The following is a 14,556-nucleotide window of genomic DNA, read 5'->3' as shown; positions in this document are numbered from 1 at the left end:
CATAACAAAATACTTAAAAACTCAGGATAAAACCATACTTACAAAAAAATGGAACTAAAAACACAAATCTACAAAACTAACAAAGAGATTGACGGGTTGGTTTATCAGTTGACGAAAAAGGAGATTAATGTGGAGGGGCATTAATCATGGAGGAAAATATTATTGACAATATAGCTGAGTTTCATAACATATTATGGACAACTGGCGATTTTTATAATAAAACATTTAATTTAGAAAACTGTGTTTTAGAATTTTATGGCGATTACAAAGTTGGTGGAGGAACTGACGGATATGATAATTCAAATTATACTTTTTTAACAATTAGTAACTGTACTTTTAATTGCGAAAAAATAGAATTCAATGACATAATACAAAAAAATCTACATATTTATTTTGAAGATTGTACATTTAATTGCGGTATCAGTTTTAAAAATTCTTCTTTTAAAGAGTTGTGGTTTTCGAACATAAAGTCTTTACTAAGTTTGAATTTTGAAATGGATAAATCCAAGGAAGATAAAGTTATTTCAAATCTAATTAGATTTGTAAATGATAAGAATTCTTCAAAAATAAAATCTCAGTTTATTTTCAATAATGTAGAAATAAAAAATGCTCTTATAATTGAAAATATTGATATTGAAGAAATTATAGTTTCTAATTCATTTATAAATGATTTTTCAATCTATAATTCGTCTTTGAGTGATTTGTATTTTGATGAGAATTCTTTTTCCGGTAATACTCGTTTCAATAAAATTATACTTCAAAATAATGACTCTTCTATTGATGATAAATATAGAGGTTTTTCTAAGAACAAATTTGAGAATACAACTTTTTTGGAAACTGAATTTATAGAAAAAAAAACATTTGAAAATTGTGAGTTTAAAAACATCACAAGGTTTGAAAAATGTAAGAACCTAGAGAATTCAGAACTTAAATTTGTTGATTGTGAATTTAAAGGTTTTACAAGTTTTAAACATTCCGAATTTAACTCTTTAGATATTGACAATTGCATTTTTGAAAATTCTACTTCTTTTATAGAAGCAATATTCAATAAAATAAGGCTTTCGGAAGCTAATTTTTTAGGTAAAACTTACTTTGATGATATTAAAATTAACGATGTTGCAAATGAATCATACCTAGAGGACAATGTTACCGAATGGAAAAGAACACTAAGAACTATAAAACAAGAATTACAAAAAACAGAGAATAAGATAGATTACGGCAGATTTAGAGTTTATGAATTTAATGCTTATAGAAGGGAATTAACAAATAGAAAACCAAAAGATAAAATTCTTAGCAGAGCGAATAGAGAAAATAATAGATTGAGTCGAGATTTATTCATATTACGTTTGAGTAATGCCGTTTCTGAATATGGTACGAATTGGAAAAGAGCTTTTTTATTTACTCTTAGTTTTGGTTTCATCGCTTATTTTGCAATAACTTTCATTGAAAGTCGATTAATAGGAAGCCAATTAAGTTTTGATTCGTCTGATATAAACAGTTTTATAAACGGAATGTTTAAATTTTTTATTGTCACTGATTTTAAAAGCATATTAGATTTGAAAGTTGCTTTTGAAGATAAATACTGTCTTTATTCAATTATGGTATTTCTTTATAGAATTACTTTTGTTGGCTGTAAAATAATTATTGCTTTTGGTATATATGAAACAGTACAATCATTCAGAAAATTTAAGGTATAATATGATTATTTTATTCCAGAACAGAAAAAAGCAATCGAGTTAAAAACACAAATCGACAAAACCGATAAGGAAATAGATAATACGGCTTATGAGCTATATGGGTTGATTGAGGAGGAAATTGGGATTGTGGAGGGGAGATAAAAAACCAGCAAACAGCATAATTCAAAGCAAAAAACCAAGTTTAAAACCATTATGGAAAACAAAATTATATTTTACCAAAATCAGGATAGCAATGTGGTTATCAATGTCACTTATTTTGAGGATAATTTTTGGCTTACGCAAAGATTGATAGCGCAACTTTTTGGGGTTGAAGTGCCTGCCATAAACAAGCACCTAAACAATATTTTTGAAGAAAACGAACTGGATAAGGAAGCAACTATTTCCAAAATGGAAATAGTTCAGCAGGAAGGTAATCGGCAGGTAAAAAGACAAGTGGAATTTTACAATCTCGATGCCATAATTGCCGTTGGGTATCGGGTCAATTCCAAACAAGCCACGCAATTCCGCATTTGGGCGACAAAAACGTTGAAAGAATACATCATAAAAGGTTTTGTACTCAATGATGAGATGCTGAAAAACGGCAAGCCTTTTGGAAAAGATTATTTCAACGAATTACTGGAACGCATTCGTGAAATTCGAGCCAGCGAACGACGTTTTTTTCAGAAGTTGGGCGATATTTTCGAACAATGCAGTGCCGATTACAGTAAGGATGCCGAGGAAACACAATTGTTTTACAAAATGGTTCAAAACAAACTGCACTTTGCCGTTACAGGAAACACCGCAGCCGAAATCGTTTATAATCGTGCCGACAGAAAAAAGGATTTTATGGGATTGTCTACTTGGAAAAATGCCCCGAAAGGCAAAATCCTGAAAAGCGATGTTGTGGTTGCCAAAAACTATTTGAATGAAAATGAAATTGGCGATTTGAACTTGTTAGTCAGTGCGTTTTTGGATTTAGCTGAATTTCAAGCTCGTCGTAATCAATTGATGAATATGAAAGATTGGTTAGACCGTATCAATAAATTTTTGGAAAGCAACAGTCTGGATGTACTTCCTAATGCAGGTACTGTTTCTCATGAACAAGCAGTTGAAAAAGCACATCAGGAATACGAACATTTTCGTGTCGAACAAGATGAAAATTACCTGTCGGATTTGGATAGGGAATTGAAGAGGCTCAACAACAAATAGAAGGAAACACTTTTTGAATTGCGTCCGCACTGCGGACGCAATTGAATTGGACTCATTACAAAACATTAATTAGCATTGACAATGAAGATAAAAGAGAGTTTTACATAGCCGAAATGACCAAAAATAATTGGACAGCGAGGCAATTGGAAAGGCAGGTAAATAGTCAGCTTTTTGAACGCCTTTTGTTGAGCAATAATATAAAAGATGTGTTGGCTAGCACGTGAAGAAAAACACCCTACAGATGCCAAAGAAATTATCAAAGACCCGATGATCTTGGAATTTTTAGGACTTAGAAGAGAAAGTGCCTACTATCAAAAAGACTTAGAAACTGCCATTATTACTCATTTGCAGGATTTTATTTTAGAGCTAGGCAATGGTTTTGCATTTGTGGCACGACAAAAACGAATTCATATAGAGGGAGACGAATTTTTTATAGACCTTGTATTCTTTAATCGATTATTACAATGTTTTGTTCTAATAGAAATAAAAACTACCAAACTCACACATCAGGATATTGGACAATTGCAGATGTATGTCAATTATTATGACCGATACGAAAAACAGGAATTTGAAAATACGACCATTGGAATCCTGTTATGTACCGACAAAAACGATGCAGTAGTAAAAATAACATTGCCCGAGAACAATTCGAAAATTATAGCTAGTAAATACCAATTGTATTTGCCAACCGAACAACAATTGATAGATGAAGTGAAGAAAGAGATTGAAAAGTTAAGTAAAAGGGAAACGGATATTTAATTTACGGCAAAACGGTTTAGACAGTTTTATTTAACTTATCCAATAAGTGCGGAAGTTCCGCACCAATTGACTTGAACGCAATACGTTGAGTTAGTTAAGATAAACGCCCCTTTAAAACGTAGAAGCGAGTTATCAAAATGTAGGACAAATGAATATGTATTTGGGCTATTTTGAAAACGAGGAAAACACCGAAAGTGACAACCCACCTATCGGAATTGTGTTGGCAAAAGAAAAAGATGAATTGGTCATTCAGTATGCAATGCACAACGTTTCGTCTCAACTGTTTGTTCAAAAATACCAATTGTATTTACCTAACAGAGAAGAATTGCGAAAAGTAATAGAAGATGAATTGAATAGCGAAGTTTAGGATTTTTTTACGATAAAAATTGGCACTTCAAGTTCTCTCAAAGACGCAAAGAATTAGAATTGCATCAAAATCTCCCCCTAAACCCAATTCTAACCAACAACTCCCCTGCCCCCGAGTGCAGCGAAAAACCCGGAGTTCTGGAAGCATTATAACACTTGCCTGGAAAGAGCGACCAACGGAAACTCCTTACCGGGCTTAGTATTATCGCTTCAAGAATGAGGATTTGTAGTGGAAATCGGGATTAGGCACAAATAAAAATCACTTCGGTTTTAAAAAAAATCACAATTAAAATCCATAAATAAATCCAAAGCCTTATTTTTGCGCTATGGCTAAGAAAAATACAGACAAAGTTGTCTTTCATCAAATAAAAGTCCTTGATGCTGGTGCAAAAGGCGTTTCGGTGGCAAAAGCTCCGGATGGTAAAGTAGTTTTTATCCCAAATGTAGTTCCTGGGGATGTAGTAGATGTGCAAACTTTCAAGAAGCGTAAGGCTTATTATGAAGGGAAAGCGGTTCATTTCCATGAATACTCAGAGCATCGTACAGAACCTATTTGCGAGCACTTTGGTGTTTGTGGTGGGTGCAAATGGCAAAATATGAAATACAGCCAACAGCTGTACTACAAACAAAATGAGGTAAAAAACCATTTGCAACGCATTGGAAAAGTTGAACTTCCTGAATTTGAACCGATTTTAGGTTCTGAAAAACAGTTTTTTTATAGAAATAAAATGGAATTTTCGTTTTCGAACAGCCGTTGGTTGACCGAAGAGGAAATTGGAAGCGAAGAAGATTTAGGCAATAGAAATGCGCTTGGTTTTCATATTCCAAAAATGTGGGACAAAATCCTAGACATCAACAAATGTCATTTGCAGGAAGATCCATCGAATGCAATTCGTAATGAGGTTCGTGCTTTTGCAAATGAGCATGGATTGACTTTCTTTAATCCTAGAGCGCATGAAGGTTTACTAAGAACTTTGATGTTGAGAACGGCTTCTACTGGAGAGATCATGGTTTTGATTCAGTTTTTTGAAAACGACAAAGCCAACAGAGAATTGATTTTAAATCACCTATACAAGAAATTCCCTCAAATTACATCATTGCAATATGTGGTCAACAATAAAGCAAACGACACTTTATACGACACTGACATCAAATTATACAAAGGAAGAGATTACATCTTAGAAGAAATGGAAGGGTTGAAATTTAGTATTAATGCTAAATCTTTTTACCAAACCAACTCTGATCAGGCTTACGAATTATACAAAATAACCAGAGATTTTGCAGGACTTACCGGAAACGAAATCGTTTATGATTTGTATACCGGAACTGGAACAATTGCACAATTTGTATCTAAAAAAGCTAAAAAAGTAATTGGTGTAGAAAGCGTTCCTGAAGCAATTAAAGATGCTAAATTAAACGCAGAGCGCAATGAAATTACCAATTGTGAGTTCTTTGTAGGAGACATGAAAGTGGTTTTTAACGATAGCTTCATCGCACAACACGGTCACCCTGATGTGATTATCACTGATCCACCAAGAGATGGTATGCACAAAGACGTAATTGAACAAATCCTGAAAATTGCTCCTGAAAAAGTGGTTTATGTGAGTTGTAACTCGGCTACACAAGCTCGTGATTTGGCATTAATGGATGAAAAATACAAAGTAACCCGAGTGCGACCGGTGGATATGTTTCCGCAAACGCATCATGTTGAAAATGTAGTCCTTTTGGAGAGAAGATAAGCCACACCCCCTGCCCCCTGAAGGGGGAATACTTTAGACTATATGAAAAAAATAATTGCATTTTTATTGATTCTCGGGTTCGCTTCTTCCAGTTGTGAACCCGATGATATTTGTGATCCAGCTACACCCACCACACCTAGGATGCTTATTAAATTTTACAACTTTAATATTCCATCGGAACAGAAAAACGTGGATAATCTTAAAGTAATTGGAGAAGGAATGACGAATGGGGTTGTTTTGAGTCCAACAGCAATTGGTGATGCTAAATATCTGGCTAATGGCAACAGTATATTACTTCCATTAAAAACAGATGCTGATGTCGTGAAATATAAGTTCATTTTAAATTACGGTAACAAAAATCCCCTACTCGTAAACGAAGATAATTTTGAATTTAAATATACTCGTGAAAATATTTATGTTTCTAGAGCTTGTGGTTTCAAAACCGTTTTCAATTTAGATCAAAGCAATCCTTTTATACATACCGATTCTACGCCTGCCGATCAAAAGTGGGTGAAATATGTGATAGTGGAAAAAAATAACATAACATCCGAAAATGAGACAATCATTAAAATATTCTTTTAGTTTTTTCTTTTTGTTGTCTTTGTTTTTTGTGCAAGCACAAGAAAAGACCACTACGACAAGTGTCCAGCAAGATGTAACGATAACCGAAACCAAAACTGTCACTCCAATAAAAAAGAATACAGAAAAAAAACTCGAAGCTGTAAAAACTGACACCATAAAACCAAAAACTGATCGCTACGGATTGATTGTTGGGGTAGATGCGTACAAAGCTACTCGTTCCATCTATGACTCTGATTACAAAGGAATTGCTTTTGTAGGCGATTATAGATTGACAAAAAAACACTATTTGTTTGGAGAAATTGGTAATGAAAACATCACAATCGATGATTCGCAATTAAACACTACGACTAAAGGTTCTTATGCCAAAGTAGGTTTTGATTACAATGCCTACACCAATTGGCTGGATATGGAAAACCTAATCACAGTAGGTATGCGTTATGGTTTTAGCACTTTTAGTGAGCAATTAAACAGTTATGACATCTACAATCCTAATCCTTATTTTGGACAAGCACCTACTGTTGCTTCAGGAGAAATCCACAATGGATTAACCGCTAGTTGGGCTGAAGTAGCTGCAGGAGTAAACGTAAAAGTATTCAACAATGTCTATGTTGGCATCAGTTTGCAATTAAAAATATTAGTGACCAATGTGGAACCTACTGGTTTTGAAAACCTTTATATCCCAGGTTTTAACAGAACCTACGATGGGAATTTTGGAGCGGGATTTAATTATACCGTTTCCTATTTTGTCCCTATTTACAAAAAGAAAGTTATCCCAAAAAAAGTAGCTCCTAAAAAATAAATAGTAACTATTTCAATAAAAAAAAGGCGTACAATTGAATTTTTAGATTCAATTGTACGCCTTTAACTTTTCGGTGTATTTAATTTATCCTATTTCCTTAATTCCTTTTAGAAATAACCAAGACATGAATAATTTTTCACCGTCTTTGGTCTTTGCTACTTGAAATTTCGGAGACAAAAGAGTCCCAGCCACAAAAGCAGTCATCGGAATCCAAAAACCAGTCAAATTGGTATAGTGTTCTACCAAATAACGAAATGAGATAAACAATATCGCAAAACAACCTAGATTGTATAGAAATGCTCTTACTTGTAATTTTGTCATTTTATATGTAATTTTTAATAAACGTACTTTGATTTACTCAACACTATCTTTTGAATCTTCAACCTTATCCTCAGTAACCTGAAACTTAGTTCTCTTACTACCTTCATACATCTCGTATTTTACCAAACGGGCTTCAAGACTCGCATTAAAAAGTTTTATTTTTCGAGAAGGTTTCAATCCTACATATTTCAATGCCTCAAGGTTTGCAGTAATAAACCAAGCATTCGTTCCTGGATAATTTTTCTTCAAAGTATCACCAATGTTTTTATAGAATTCTTCCATATGAATATCCAAACGCTCATCATAAGGTGGATTGAAAACAATATGCAATTTCCCTTCAGACGTTTTCTCCGTATCAAAAAAGTTCTGCTCCTCAATCTTAATATATTCATCCAGATTGGCATTCTTCACATTGTCCTTCGCTTTTTGAACTGCAGACGGTGCTTTATCGTACCCTTTTATGGTGTAATGAAATTCGCGAACACGTTTCAACAAACTATCTTGAATACTATCAAACAAATCATTATCCCAATCGTTCCATTTTTCAAAAGCAAATTCCTTACGATTAATGTTCGCTGGAATATTACATGCAATCATCGCAGCTTCTGCCAAGAAAGTTCCAGAACCACACATCGGATCCAAGAAATCAGTCTGACCATCCCAACCCGAAAGCAACAAAATACCCGCTGCCAAAACCTCGTTTATTGGAGCAATATTGGTGGCTGTTCTGTACCCACGTTGGTGTAATGAATTTCCAGAAGTGTCTAATGCTACCGATACTTGATCTTTATCAATGTGAATATTAATTCTCAAATCCGGAAAAGCCTTATCTATACTTGGGCGTTGTCCCGTTCTTTCACGAAACTGATCCACAATCGCATCTTTACATTTTTGAGACACAAATTCTGAGTGGTTAAAATACTCCGAATGCACCGTTGCATCAATCACAAAAGTCTGATTGGCATTGATATATTTAGACCAATTCGTCCCTCTTATTCCTTTATATAACGCTTGTTCGTCTCTCGCTTTAAAAAAGTAAATTGGTTTCAAAATCTTCAAAGCCGTACGCAAAGACAAATTCGCTTTGTACATAAAACCTTTGTCACCCTTAAAACTCACCATTCTCACCCCTTGCTCCACATCCTGTGCGCCCAGCATCGTTAGCTCTTTCGCCAGTATTTCTTCAAAACCAAAAAAGGTTTTGGCAATCATCTTAAAATTCTCCATCTTTTGTATTCCAAAATTTAAATTCAACCTGTCCCAAAACTTCAGGATCAGGGCAGTTCCTCTCTGCTATCAACACTACTTCTTGCTTTCAAAACCATTTGGGCGTGCCCCCGTTGAGCAAAGTGGGCAACTCTAGTTACCGCTTATTCGCCCACTTTACTCAACGGGGTCGGGCTATCCACGCTACAAGGCAGCTAGCTTCTATCCCTCACGCGAGCGTAAAACAAAGATCTTTAGTGCAATCACAAAAAATAACCAAAGCCACTTATTAAAAAAGCAAATGGTTCAAACTGCATAATTTTCTGCAAAAATACACTAAATTTGCGGGACTTAAATTAATTGAAAAAGAATAAATGTCCGATTCTACAAATAACAATCCCGAAGCTTCGGGACAGATCCCAAATTCAAATCCAAAAAATTGGTTTGCTTCTTGGTTCAACAGCCCGTATTACCACATTCTTTACAAAGAAAGAAACTATAGAGAAGCGCAATTGTTTATGGATAATCTGACGCACTACCTCAATCTTCCCGAAAAAGCCAAAGTGCTTGATCTGGCTTGTGGCAAAGGTCGTCATGCTATCTACTTAAACCAATTAGGATTCAACGTTGTTGGTGCCGATTTATCAGAAAATAGTATTCTCGAAGCACAAAAAAACAGCAACGAAACCTTGCATTTTCAAGTACACGACATGCGTGAAACTTTCGAAGATAAATTTGATGCTATTTTTAATTTGTTTACCAGTTTTGGTTATTTCGAAAACGATGAGGACAATCTCACTACCCTAAAAGCCATCAAAGAAAGCTTAACCGAATATGGTTTTGCCGTGATCGATTTTATGAATGTCACAAACGTCCTCAACACTTTGGTTCCCGAAGAAGTAAAAACTGTTGATGAAATCGATTTTCATATCAAGCGATACCTAAAAGACGGACATATTTACAAAGAAATCGATTTTGAAGACCAAGGTCAAAAATTCCATTTCACCGAAAAAGTAAAAGCCCTAACCCTGAAAGACTTTGAAGAAATGATGGAAGAAGCAGGAATCTTTTTGTTGGATATTTTTGGTGATTACAAACTAAAAAAGTTCCACAAAACCGAAAGCGAACGATTAATCATGATTTTTAAATAATGAATTACCTTTTACCCCTACTTTCTGTACTAATAGGTTACATAATAGCTTTGTTTTTAAAACCCAAAAACAAAACCAATCTCAAATTACTATTGGCTTTTAGTGGTTCTTTCTTGTTATCACTTACCGTGATGCACCTACTACCCGAAGTGTACGAAAGTAAAAACAGTAACATTGGGCTTTTTATTATGCTTGGAATTTTATTCCAAATCATATTAGAATTTTTTTCCAAAGGTGCCGAGCACGGTCACGTTCATGGTCACGCCAAAATGGATCAAATTCCATGGTTGTTGTTTATCAGCCTTTGTATACATGCCTTTCTAGAAGGTTTTCCTGTAGACCATCATCATGATCTAGCCGTCGGAATCGCTATTCATCATTTGCCGATTGCCATCATATTGACTACCTTTTTCGTTAATGCCAGCCTAGATAAAAAGGCGATTTTTTTCTTTATGATCACTTTTGCAATCATGACACCACTGGGTACCATTGCATCTGATTTTATCCCACAATTGAATGACTATTACACCCAAATTACGGCCGTTGTCATTGGGATTTTATTCCATATTTCATCAACTATTATTTTCGAAAGTAGCGAAGGACACAAATTCAATATCGCCAAAGTTTCTATGATTGTTATTGGAATTGTATTGGCGTATTTTATATAAATTTGGGCGTGCCAATCGACTACACTAAGCTTTATGACTCACACACAAAAACTTAGTAACTTTGAATCTTAGAAACTTAGAAACTTCAAAAAAATGACTTTTACAAAAACCACCGAACAATCCTCCAAATACGAACATTTAGAAAAAATGTCGGTTCAAGAATTACTTACCAACATCAATCAGGAAGATCAAACGGTTCCTCTTGCAGTTGAAAAAGCTTTGCCACAAATAGAAACACTAGTTACCGAAATAGTTACCAAAATGAAATTAGGCGGACGCTTATTTTACATAGGAGCAGGAACTTCGGGTCGTTTGGGAATCTTGGATGCCTCAGAATGTCCTCCTACTTTTGGAGTTCCTTTTGATTTGGTCGTTGGAATTATTGCCGGTGGAGATACCGCCATTCGTAAAGCCGTAGAAAATGCCGAAGACAACGCCACACAAGCTTGGGAAGATTTAAAAGCGTTTAATGTAAACGAGAATGATGTTGTTGTGGGTATCGCCGCTTCTGGAACAACACCTTATGTTATTGGAGGTTTACAAGCCTGCAACGCCCAAAATATTAGCACCGGAAGTATTTCCTGCAATGCTGGAAGTCCGCTTTCGCAAACGGCAAAATTCCCTATTGAAGTTATTGTAGGACCTGAATTTGTAACGGGCAGCTCGAGAATGAAAGCTGGAACGGCGCAAAAATTGGTTCTGAATATGATTACCACTGCCACTATGATTCAGCTTGGAAAAGTAAAAGGAAACAAAATGGTCGATATGCAATTGAGCAATAGCAAACTGGTTGACCGTGGCGTAAAAATGATAATGGGAGAAATCCCTGTAACCTACGAAGAAGGCTCCGAATTATTAAAAACACACGGAAGCGTGAGAAAAGCAGTTGATTTTTATAATAGAAAGTAAGAGAGTTTTCTGTTATCAGTTTTCTGTTATCAGTTTTCTGTTATCAGTTTTCTGTTATCAGTCGTCGTGTAAAATGTCGCCACGTCTCTTAAAAGAATGACAATCCCAAAAATTAAGGAGAACAGAGTAATCACACTTTATCTTTAGCATAACTCAAAAACTAAAAACAGATAACGAAAAACCAATAACACATAACACAAAATGGCAAACAAAGAACTCTTAGCAAAAGGAATCAAATATTTATCGGGTGCATTACCACTTATGTTTATAGGTCCATCTGTGATTTATAATGCCTTTATGAATCAAAAAAACGACTGGCATTATTTGGTTTTGGCTATCGGAATCATTGCTTGCCTAGCCTCCATGTATTTGATGTATTTGGGTTTGAAAATAATAATGAAAGGCATATTTAACGACTAATGGAAAACCTAATTCACGTTCAAAAAACATTCGATAAAGTCATCTATATCGATAAAAAGATTAATAATCGCGAATTTGAAGATTGCGTTTTTAAAAATTGTGATTTTTCGAATAGTGATTTTTCCTACAACAAGTTTATGGATTGTGAATTCATTGATTGCAATTTATCGATGACCCTATTAGCCGGAACAAGTCTAAAAACAGTAAGTTTTAAGAACTGTAAACTTTTGGGTATTCAATTTCAAAGTTGTGAAGATTTTTTGTTCAATGTCCAATTCCAAGAAAGTGTTTTGGATTATTGTTCTTTTGCGAATAAAAAAATGCCCAAAACCAAATTCAATTCCTGTTCCATGAAAGAAGTTACTTTTGTTGGAACCAATTTGACCAATTCTATTTTTGAAAACTGCAATTTGGATAACACCATTTTTAACGATACTATTTTAGCTGGAGCCGATTTTACCACAGCCTACAATTATAAAATAGATCCCGAATTTAACCCAATGAAAAAAGCCAAGTTTTCTAGTCAAGGAATCGTTGGTCTTTTGGATAAATATGATATAAAAATTGAGTAATCATGAATGCAACTACCTCTTACCTTGAAAGCGTAAAAAAACAATTTCTCTACTATAAAATGCTTGGAGAAAAAGCAATGGAGCAACTAGAACCAGAACAACTTTTTGTGGCTGTAAACAATGACACAAATAGCATTGCCGTAATTGTAAAACATCTTTCGGGAAATATGCTCTCGCGTTGGACGAATTTCCTAACCACCGATGGCGAAAAAGAAACGAGAAATCGCGATGCTGAATTTGAAAATGATTTACAAACAAAAGAAGAAGTATTGACCGCTTGGAATGCCGGCTGGAATTGTTTCTTCGGAGCTTTAGAAAGTTTACAACCCGAGCTGCTTTTGGAGATTATTTACATTCGGAACGAGGGACATACGGTAATTGAAGCCATCAACAGACAACTAGCACATTATCCGTATCATATTGGGCAAATTGTTTTTTATTCCAAACAACTAAAAAATAGTGATTGGGATAGTTTATCCATTCCTAAAAACAAATCGAATAGTTATAATGCCACTAAATTTGCTCAAGAGAAAACGATTAAAAATTTTACGGAAGAAGAATTTAGAAGATTGAAATAATGAGCAATATAAATGGCAAAAGAAAATGACTAATTGCTAATAACTAATATACTGCCCCAGATGGAAGTGAAAACCCCACAGGGCTAAACCCTATTTTTTCTTGCCCCAAAAGAGCGACCAAAGGAAGCTCATTTTGGGGCATTAGAAAAAAAGGGGATAGACCGAGGAGTTGCAACGAACAGCTGGATTAGGCCCAAATAAAAATAAAACTAATAAAAATGAAAAAAATAACCTTACTCTTACCTGTATTGCTTCTAATGTCCTGCTATAATGCAGAACGCAACTGTGCCGACTTTAAAACAGGGAAATTTAAGTTTGACTTTGAAATAGACGGCGTTAAAAAAACAACGTTATTTGAACGCAATGACAGTATTGAGATTGAGACTTTTGAAGGTAAAACAGACACTTCCACAATTCGTTGGGTGAATGATTGCGAGTATGTTTTACAAAAGAAACACCCCAAAAACAAAGCGGAAGAGAAAGCGATTGATATGAAAATTTTGACAACTACGAAAAATTCCTATACCTTTGAATTTGGAATGGTAGGCGTCGATTCGAAACAAAAAGGAACGGTTACGAAGATTTCAGATTAAAGAATTCAGACTACAGATTACATAAACTCATAATTTTAAACCACATAACAAAATAAAATGGAAGTATTTTTAAACCCAGATGCGTGGATTGCCTTGTTAACGTTGACATTTCTTGAAATTGTTTTAGGTATTGATAACATCATTTTTATCTCTATTGCAACTGGAAAATTAGCAATCGAAGACCGCAAAAAAGCAACAAAATTGGGAATGTTCTTGGCTATGTTTATGCGAATTGTATTGTTGTTTGGAATTAATCTTTTGACCCAAATGAAAAAACCTTGGTTTACAATAGATTTTAGTTGGTTTCATGCTGGAATTACAGGTCAAAGTCTCATATTACTATTTGGCGGATTGTTTTTGATTTACAAAAGCACGAATGAAATTCGAGAGAAAGTAGATGAGAAAGGTCACGAAGAAAAAGAATTGGGCAAAGCGGCTACAAAATCTTTTCAGAGTGTTATTCTGCAAATTATAATGATCGATTTGGTTTTCTCATTTGACAGTATTTTGACTGCTGTGGGGATGACCAATGGTGTTGAAGGTGCTTTGTATATTATGGTTACTGCAGTTATAATTTCCGTTCTGATTATGATGCAGTTTGCGGTTCCTGTTGGGAATTTTGTCAACAAGCATCCGTCTATCCAAATTTTGGGATTATCCTTTTTAATCTTAATCGGATTCATGTTACTTACTGAAAGTGCCCACTTATCAAACGCACTTATTTTTGGCAGTCATGTCACTCCTGTTCCAAAAGGTTATTTATACTTTGCTATTTCGTTTTCACTATTCGTAGAAATATTAAATATGAAAACTAAAAAGAAATAATTATTCTTGATAAAAAAAGCTCCTTTTCAGGAGCTTTTTTTTTATATACCAGACGTATCAATTAAACCTATAAATAATCTGAGTTTTACAAATCCACAACAAAACAACCTGTATATCAAGTTTTTATATTTTATTTTAAGAAAAAAAAGTTTTTTTGATGTAACAAATAATATAGTACTGTAT

Annotated in this window: 17 protein-coding genes and 1 pseudogene; 16 read left to right on the top strand and 2 right to left on the bottom strand. The window is 34.5% G+C overall.

Annotation, left to right across the window (positions count from 1 at the left end):
• Window positions 1-146 precede the first annotated feature (146 nt).
• The 8 genes and pseudogenes from DB891_RS08820 to DB891_RS08790 all read left to right on the top strand — a co-directional run bounded on the left by DB891_RS08820 (window position 147) and on the right by DB891_RS08790 (window position 7,130).
• Window positions 147-1,697: a pentapeptide repeat-containing protein gene (locus DB891_RS08820; RefSeq protein WP_116762632.1), complete on the top strand. Its 1,551-nt coding sequence runs from the start codon at window positions 147-149 to the stop codon at window positions 1,695-1,697.
• A gap of 192 nt (window positions 1,698-1,889) precedes the next feature.
• Window positions 1,890-2,885, top strand: a complete 996-nt coding sequence (locus DB891_RS08815; protein WP_116762630.1) for a virulence RhuM family protein — start codon at window positions 1,890-1,892, stop codon at window positions 2,883-2,885.
• A 41-nt stretch (window positions 2,886-2,926) separates the two neighbouring features.
• Window positions 2,927-3,109: a DUF1016 N-terminal domain-containing protein gene (locus tag DB891_RS17765; RefSeq protein ID WP_223256076.1), complete on the top strand. Its 183-nt coding sequence runs from the start codon at window positions 2,927-2,929 to the stop codon at window positions 3,107-3,109.
• Complete coding sequence (locus tag DB891_RS08810; protein WP_223256075.1) at window positions 3,090-3,644, top strand: PDDEXK nuclease domain-containing protein; 555 nt, start codon at window positions 3,090-3,092, stop codon at window positions 3,642-3,644. The genes DB891_RS17765 and DB891_RS08810 overlap by 20 nt, the downstream gene beginning before the upstream one ends.
• Window positions 3,645-3,780: 136 nt before the next feature.
• A pseudogene (locus tag DB891_RS08805) lies at window positions 3,781-4,011 on the top strand (PDDEXK nuclease domain-containing protein); the annotation flags it as partial.
• Window positions 4,012-4,336: 325 nt separating this feature from the next.
• Window positions 4,337-5,749, top strand: coding sequence for a 23S rRNA (uracil(1939)-C(5))-methyltransferase RlmD (gene rlmD / locus DB891_RS08800; RefSeq protein ID WP_116762626.1), 1,413 nt, complete (start codon window positions 4,337-4,339; stop codon window positions 5,747-5,749).
• A gap of 42 nt (window positions 5,750-5,791) precedes the next feature.
• Window positions 5,792-6,331: a DUF6452 family protein gene (locus DB891_RS08795; RefSeq protein WP_116762624.1), complete on the top strand. Its 540-nt coding sequence runs from the start codon at window positions 5,792-5,794 to the stop codon at window positions 6,329-6,331.
• A complete protein-coding gene (locus DB891_RS08790; RefSeq protein WP_116762622.1) occupies window positions 6,303-7,130 on the top strand; it encodes a DUF6048 family protein in 828 nt (275 codons plus the stop codon). Before DB891_RS08795 ends, DB891_RS08790 begins: the two co-directional genes overlap by 29 nt.
• Window positions 7,131-7,214: 84 nt before the next feature.
• On the opposite strand, the gene DB891_RS08785 is transcribed toward DB891_RS08790, so the two are convergent.
• Complete coding sequence (locus tag DB891_RS08785) at window positions 7,215-7,451, bottom strand: hypothetical protein (protein ID WP_116762620.1); 237 nt, start codon at window positions 7,449-7,451, stop codon at window positions 7,215-7,217.
• Window positions 7,452-7,484: 33 nt separating this feature from the next.
• On the bottom strand, window positions 7,485-8,678 hold the full coding sequence (locus DB891_RS08780; RefSeq protein ID WP_116762618.1) for a THUMP domain-containing class I SAM-dependent RNA methyltransferase: 1,194 nt from the start codon (window positions 8,676-8,678) through the stop codon (window positions 7,485-7,487).
• Between the two features lie 353 nt (window positions 8,679-9,031).
• Between DB891_RS08780 and DB891_RS08775 the strand changes: the two genes are divergently transcribed.
• The 8 genes from DB891_RS08775 (at window position 9,032) to DB891_RS08740 (ending at window position 14,373) form a co-directional block, all read left to right on the top strand.
• Complete coding sequence (locus tag DB891_RS08775; protein ID WP_116762616.1) at window positions 9,032-9,808, top strand: class I SAM-dependent methyltransferase; 777 nt, start codon at window positions 9,032-9,034, stop codon at window positions 9,806-9,808.
• The gene (locus tag DB891_RS08770; RefSeq protein WP_116762613.1) at window positions 9,808-10,476 is read left to right on the top strand and encodes a ZIP family metal transporter; all 669 of its coding nucleotides are present in this window, start codon (window positions 9,808-9,810) and stop codon (window positions 10,474-10,476) included. Before DB891_RS08775 ends, DB891_RS08770 begins: the two co-directional genes overlap by 1 nt.
• Before the next feature lie 93 nt (window positions 10,477-10,569).
• Window positions 10,570-11,385 (top strand): N-acetylmuramic acid 6-phosphate etherase, encoded by an 816-nt coding sequence (gene murQ / locus DB891_RS08765; RefSeq protein ID WP_116762611.1) that lies wholly within the window; start codon window positions 10,570-10,572, stop codon window positions 11,383-11,385.
• A 201-nt stretch (window positions 11,386-11,586) separates the two neighbouring features.
• Window positions 11,587-11,805 (top strand): DUF6095 family protein, encoded by a 219-nt coding sequence (locus DB891_RS08760; protein ID WP_116762609.1) that lies wholly within the window; start codon window positions 11,587-11,589, stop codon window positions 11,803-11,805.
• Window positions 11,805-12,377, top strand: a complete 573-nt coding sequence (locus DB891_RS08755; RefSeq protein ID WP_116762607.1) for a pentapeptide repeat-containing protein — start codon at window positions 11,805-11,807, stop codon at window positions 12,375-12,377. The genes DB891_RS08760 and DB891_RS08755 overlap by 1 nt, the downstream gene beginning before the upstream one ends.
• 2 nt (window positions 12,378-12,379) lie before the next feature.
• A complete protein-coding gene (locus DB891_RS08750) occupies window positions 12,380-12,955 on the top strand; it encodes a DUF1572 domain-containing protein (protein ID WP_116762605.1) in 576 nt (191 codons plus the stop codon).
• 218 nt (window positions 12,956-13,173) lie between these two features.
• Entirely contained in the window at window positions 13,174-13,548 is a 375-nt protein-coding gene (locus tag DB891_RS08745; RefSeq protein ID WP_116762603.1) for a DNA topoisomerase IV, read from the top strand.
• 57 nt (window positions 13,549-13,605) lie between these two features.
• Window positions 13,606-14,373 carry a TerC family protein gene (locus tag DB891_RS08740; RefSeq protein ID WP_116762601.1) on the top strand — a complete coding sequence of 256 codons (768 nt, stop codon included), beginning with the start codon at window positions 13,606-13,608 and terminating at the stop codon, window positions 14,371-14,373.
• Window positions 14,374-14,556: the final 183 nt, after the last annotated feature.

The organism is Flavobacterium laiguense (assembly GCF_003097655.1).
In the GTDB taxonomy this organism is placed as follows: domain Bacteria; phylum Bacteroidota; class Bacteroidia; order Flavobacteriales; family Flavobacteriaceae; genus Flavobacterium; species Flavobacterium laiguense.
Note: the sequence above shows the minus strand (reverse complement) of the source record. Positions and strands in the feature narration are given on the sequence as shown.

Coding starts and splice junctions, on each gene's coding strand:
- DB891_RS08820 (WP_116762632.1), top strand. CDS start 147: ATGGAGGAAAATATTATTGACAATATAGCTGAGTTTCATAACATATTA.
- DB891_RS08815 (WP_116762630.1), top strand. CDS start 1,890: ATGGAAAACAAAATTATATTTTACCAAAATCAGGATAGCAATGTGGTT.
- DB891_RS08810 (WP_223256075.1), top strand. CDS start 3,090: ATGTGTTGGCTAGCACGTGAAGAAAAACACCCTACAGATGCCAAAGAA.
- rlmD (WP_116762626.1), top strand. CDS start 4,337: ATGGCTAAGAAAAATACAGACAAAGTTGTCTTTCATCAAATAAAAGTC.
- DB891_RS08795 (WP_116762624.1), top strand. CDS start 5,792: ATGAAAAAAATAATTGCATTTTTATTGATTCTCGGGTTCGCTTCTTCC.
- DB891_RS08790 (WP_116762622.1), top strand. CDS start 6,303: ATGAGACAATCATTAAAATATTCTTTTAGTTTTTTCTTTTTGTTGTCT.
- DB891_RS08785 (WP_116762620.1), bottom strand. CDS start 7,451: ATGACAAAATTACAAGTAAGAGCATTTCTATACAATCTAGGTTGTTTT.
- DB891_RS08780 (WP_116762618.1), bottom strand. CDS start 8,678: ATGGAGAATTTTAAGATGATTGCCAAAACCTTTTTTGGTTTTGAAGAA.
- DB891_RS08775 (WP_116762616.1), top strand. CDS start 9,032: ATGTCCGATTCTACAAATAACAATCCCGAAGCTTCGGGACAGATCCCA.
- DB891_RS08770 (WP_116762613.1), top strand. CDS start 9,808: ATGAATTACCTTTTACCCCTACTTTCTGTACTAATAGGTTACATAATA.
- murQ (WP_116762611.1), top strand. CDS start 10,570: ATGACTTTTACAAAAACCACCGAACAATCCTCCAAATACGAACATTTA.
- DB891_RS08760 (WP_116762609.1), top strand. CDS start 11,587: ATGGCAAACAAAGAACTCTTAGCAAAAGGAATCAAATATTTATCGGGT.
- DB891_RS08755 (WP_116762607.1), top strand. CDS start 11,805: ATGGAAAACCTAATTCACGTTCAAAAAACATTCGATAAAGTCATCTAT.
- DB891_RS08750 (WP_116762605.1), top strand. CDS start 12,380: ATGAATGCAACTACCTCTTACCTTGAAAGCGTAAAAAAACAATTTCTC.
- DB891_RS08745 (WP_116762603.1), top strand. CDS start 13,174: ATGAAAAAAATAACCTTACTCTTACCTGTATTGCTTCTAATGTCCTGC.
- DB891_RS08740 (WP_116762601.1), top strand. CDS start 13,606: ATGGAAGTATTTTTAAACCCAGATGCGTGGATTGCCTTGTTAACGTTG.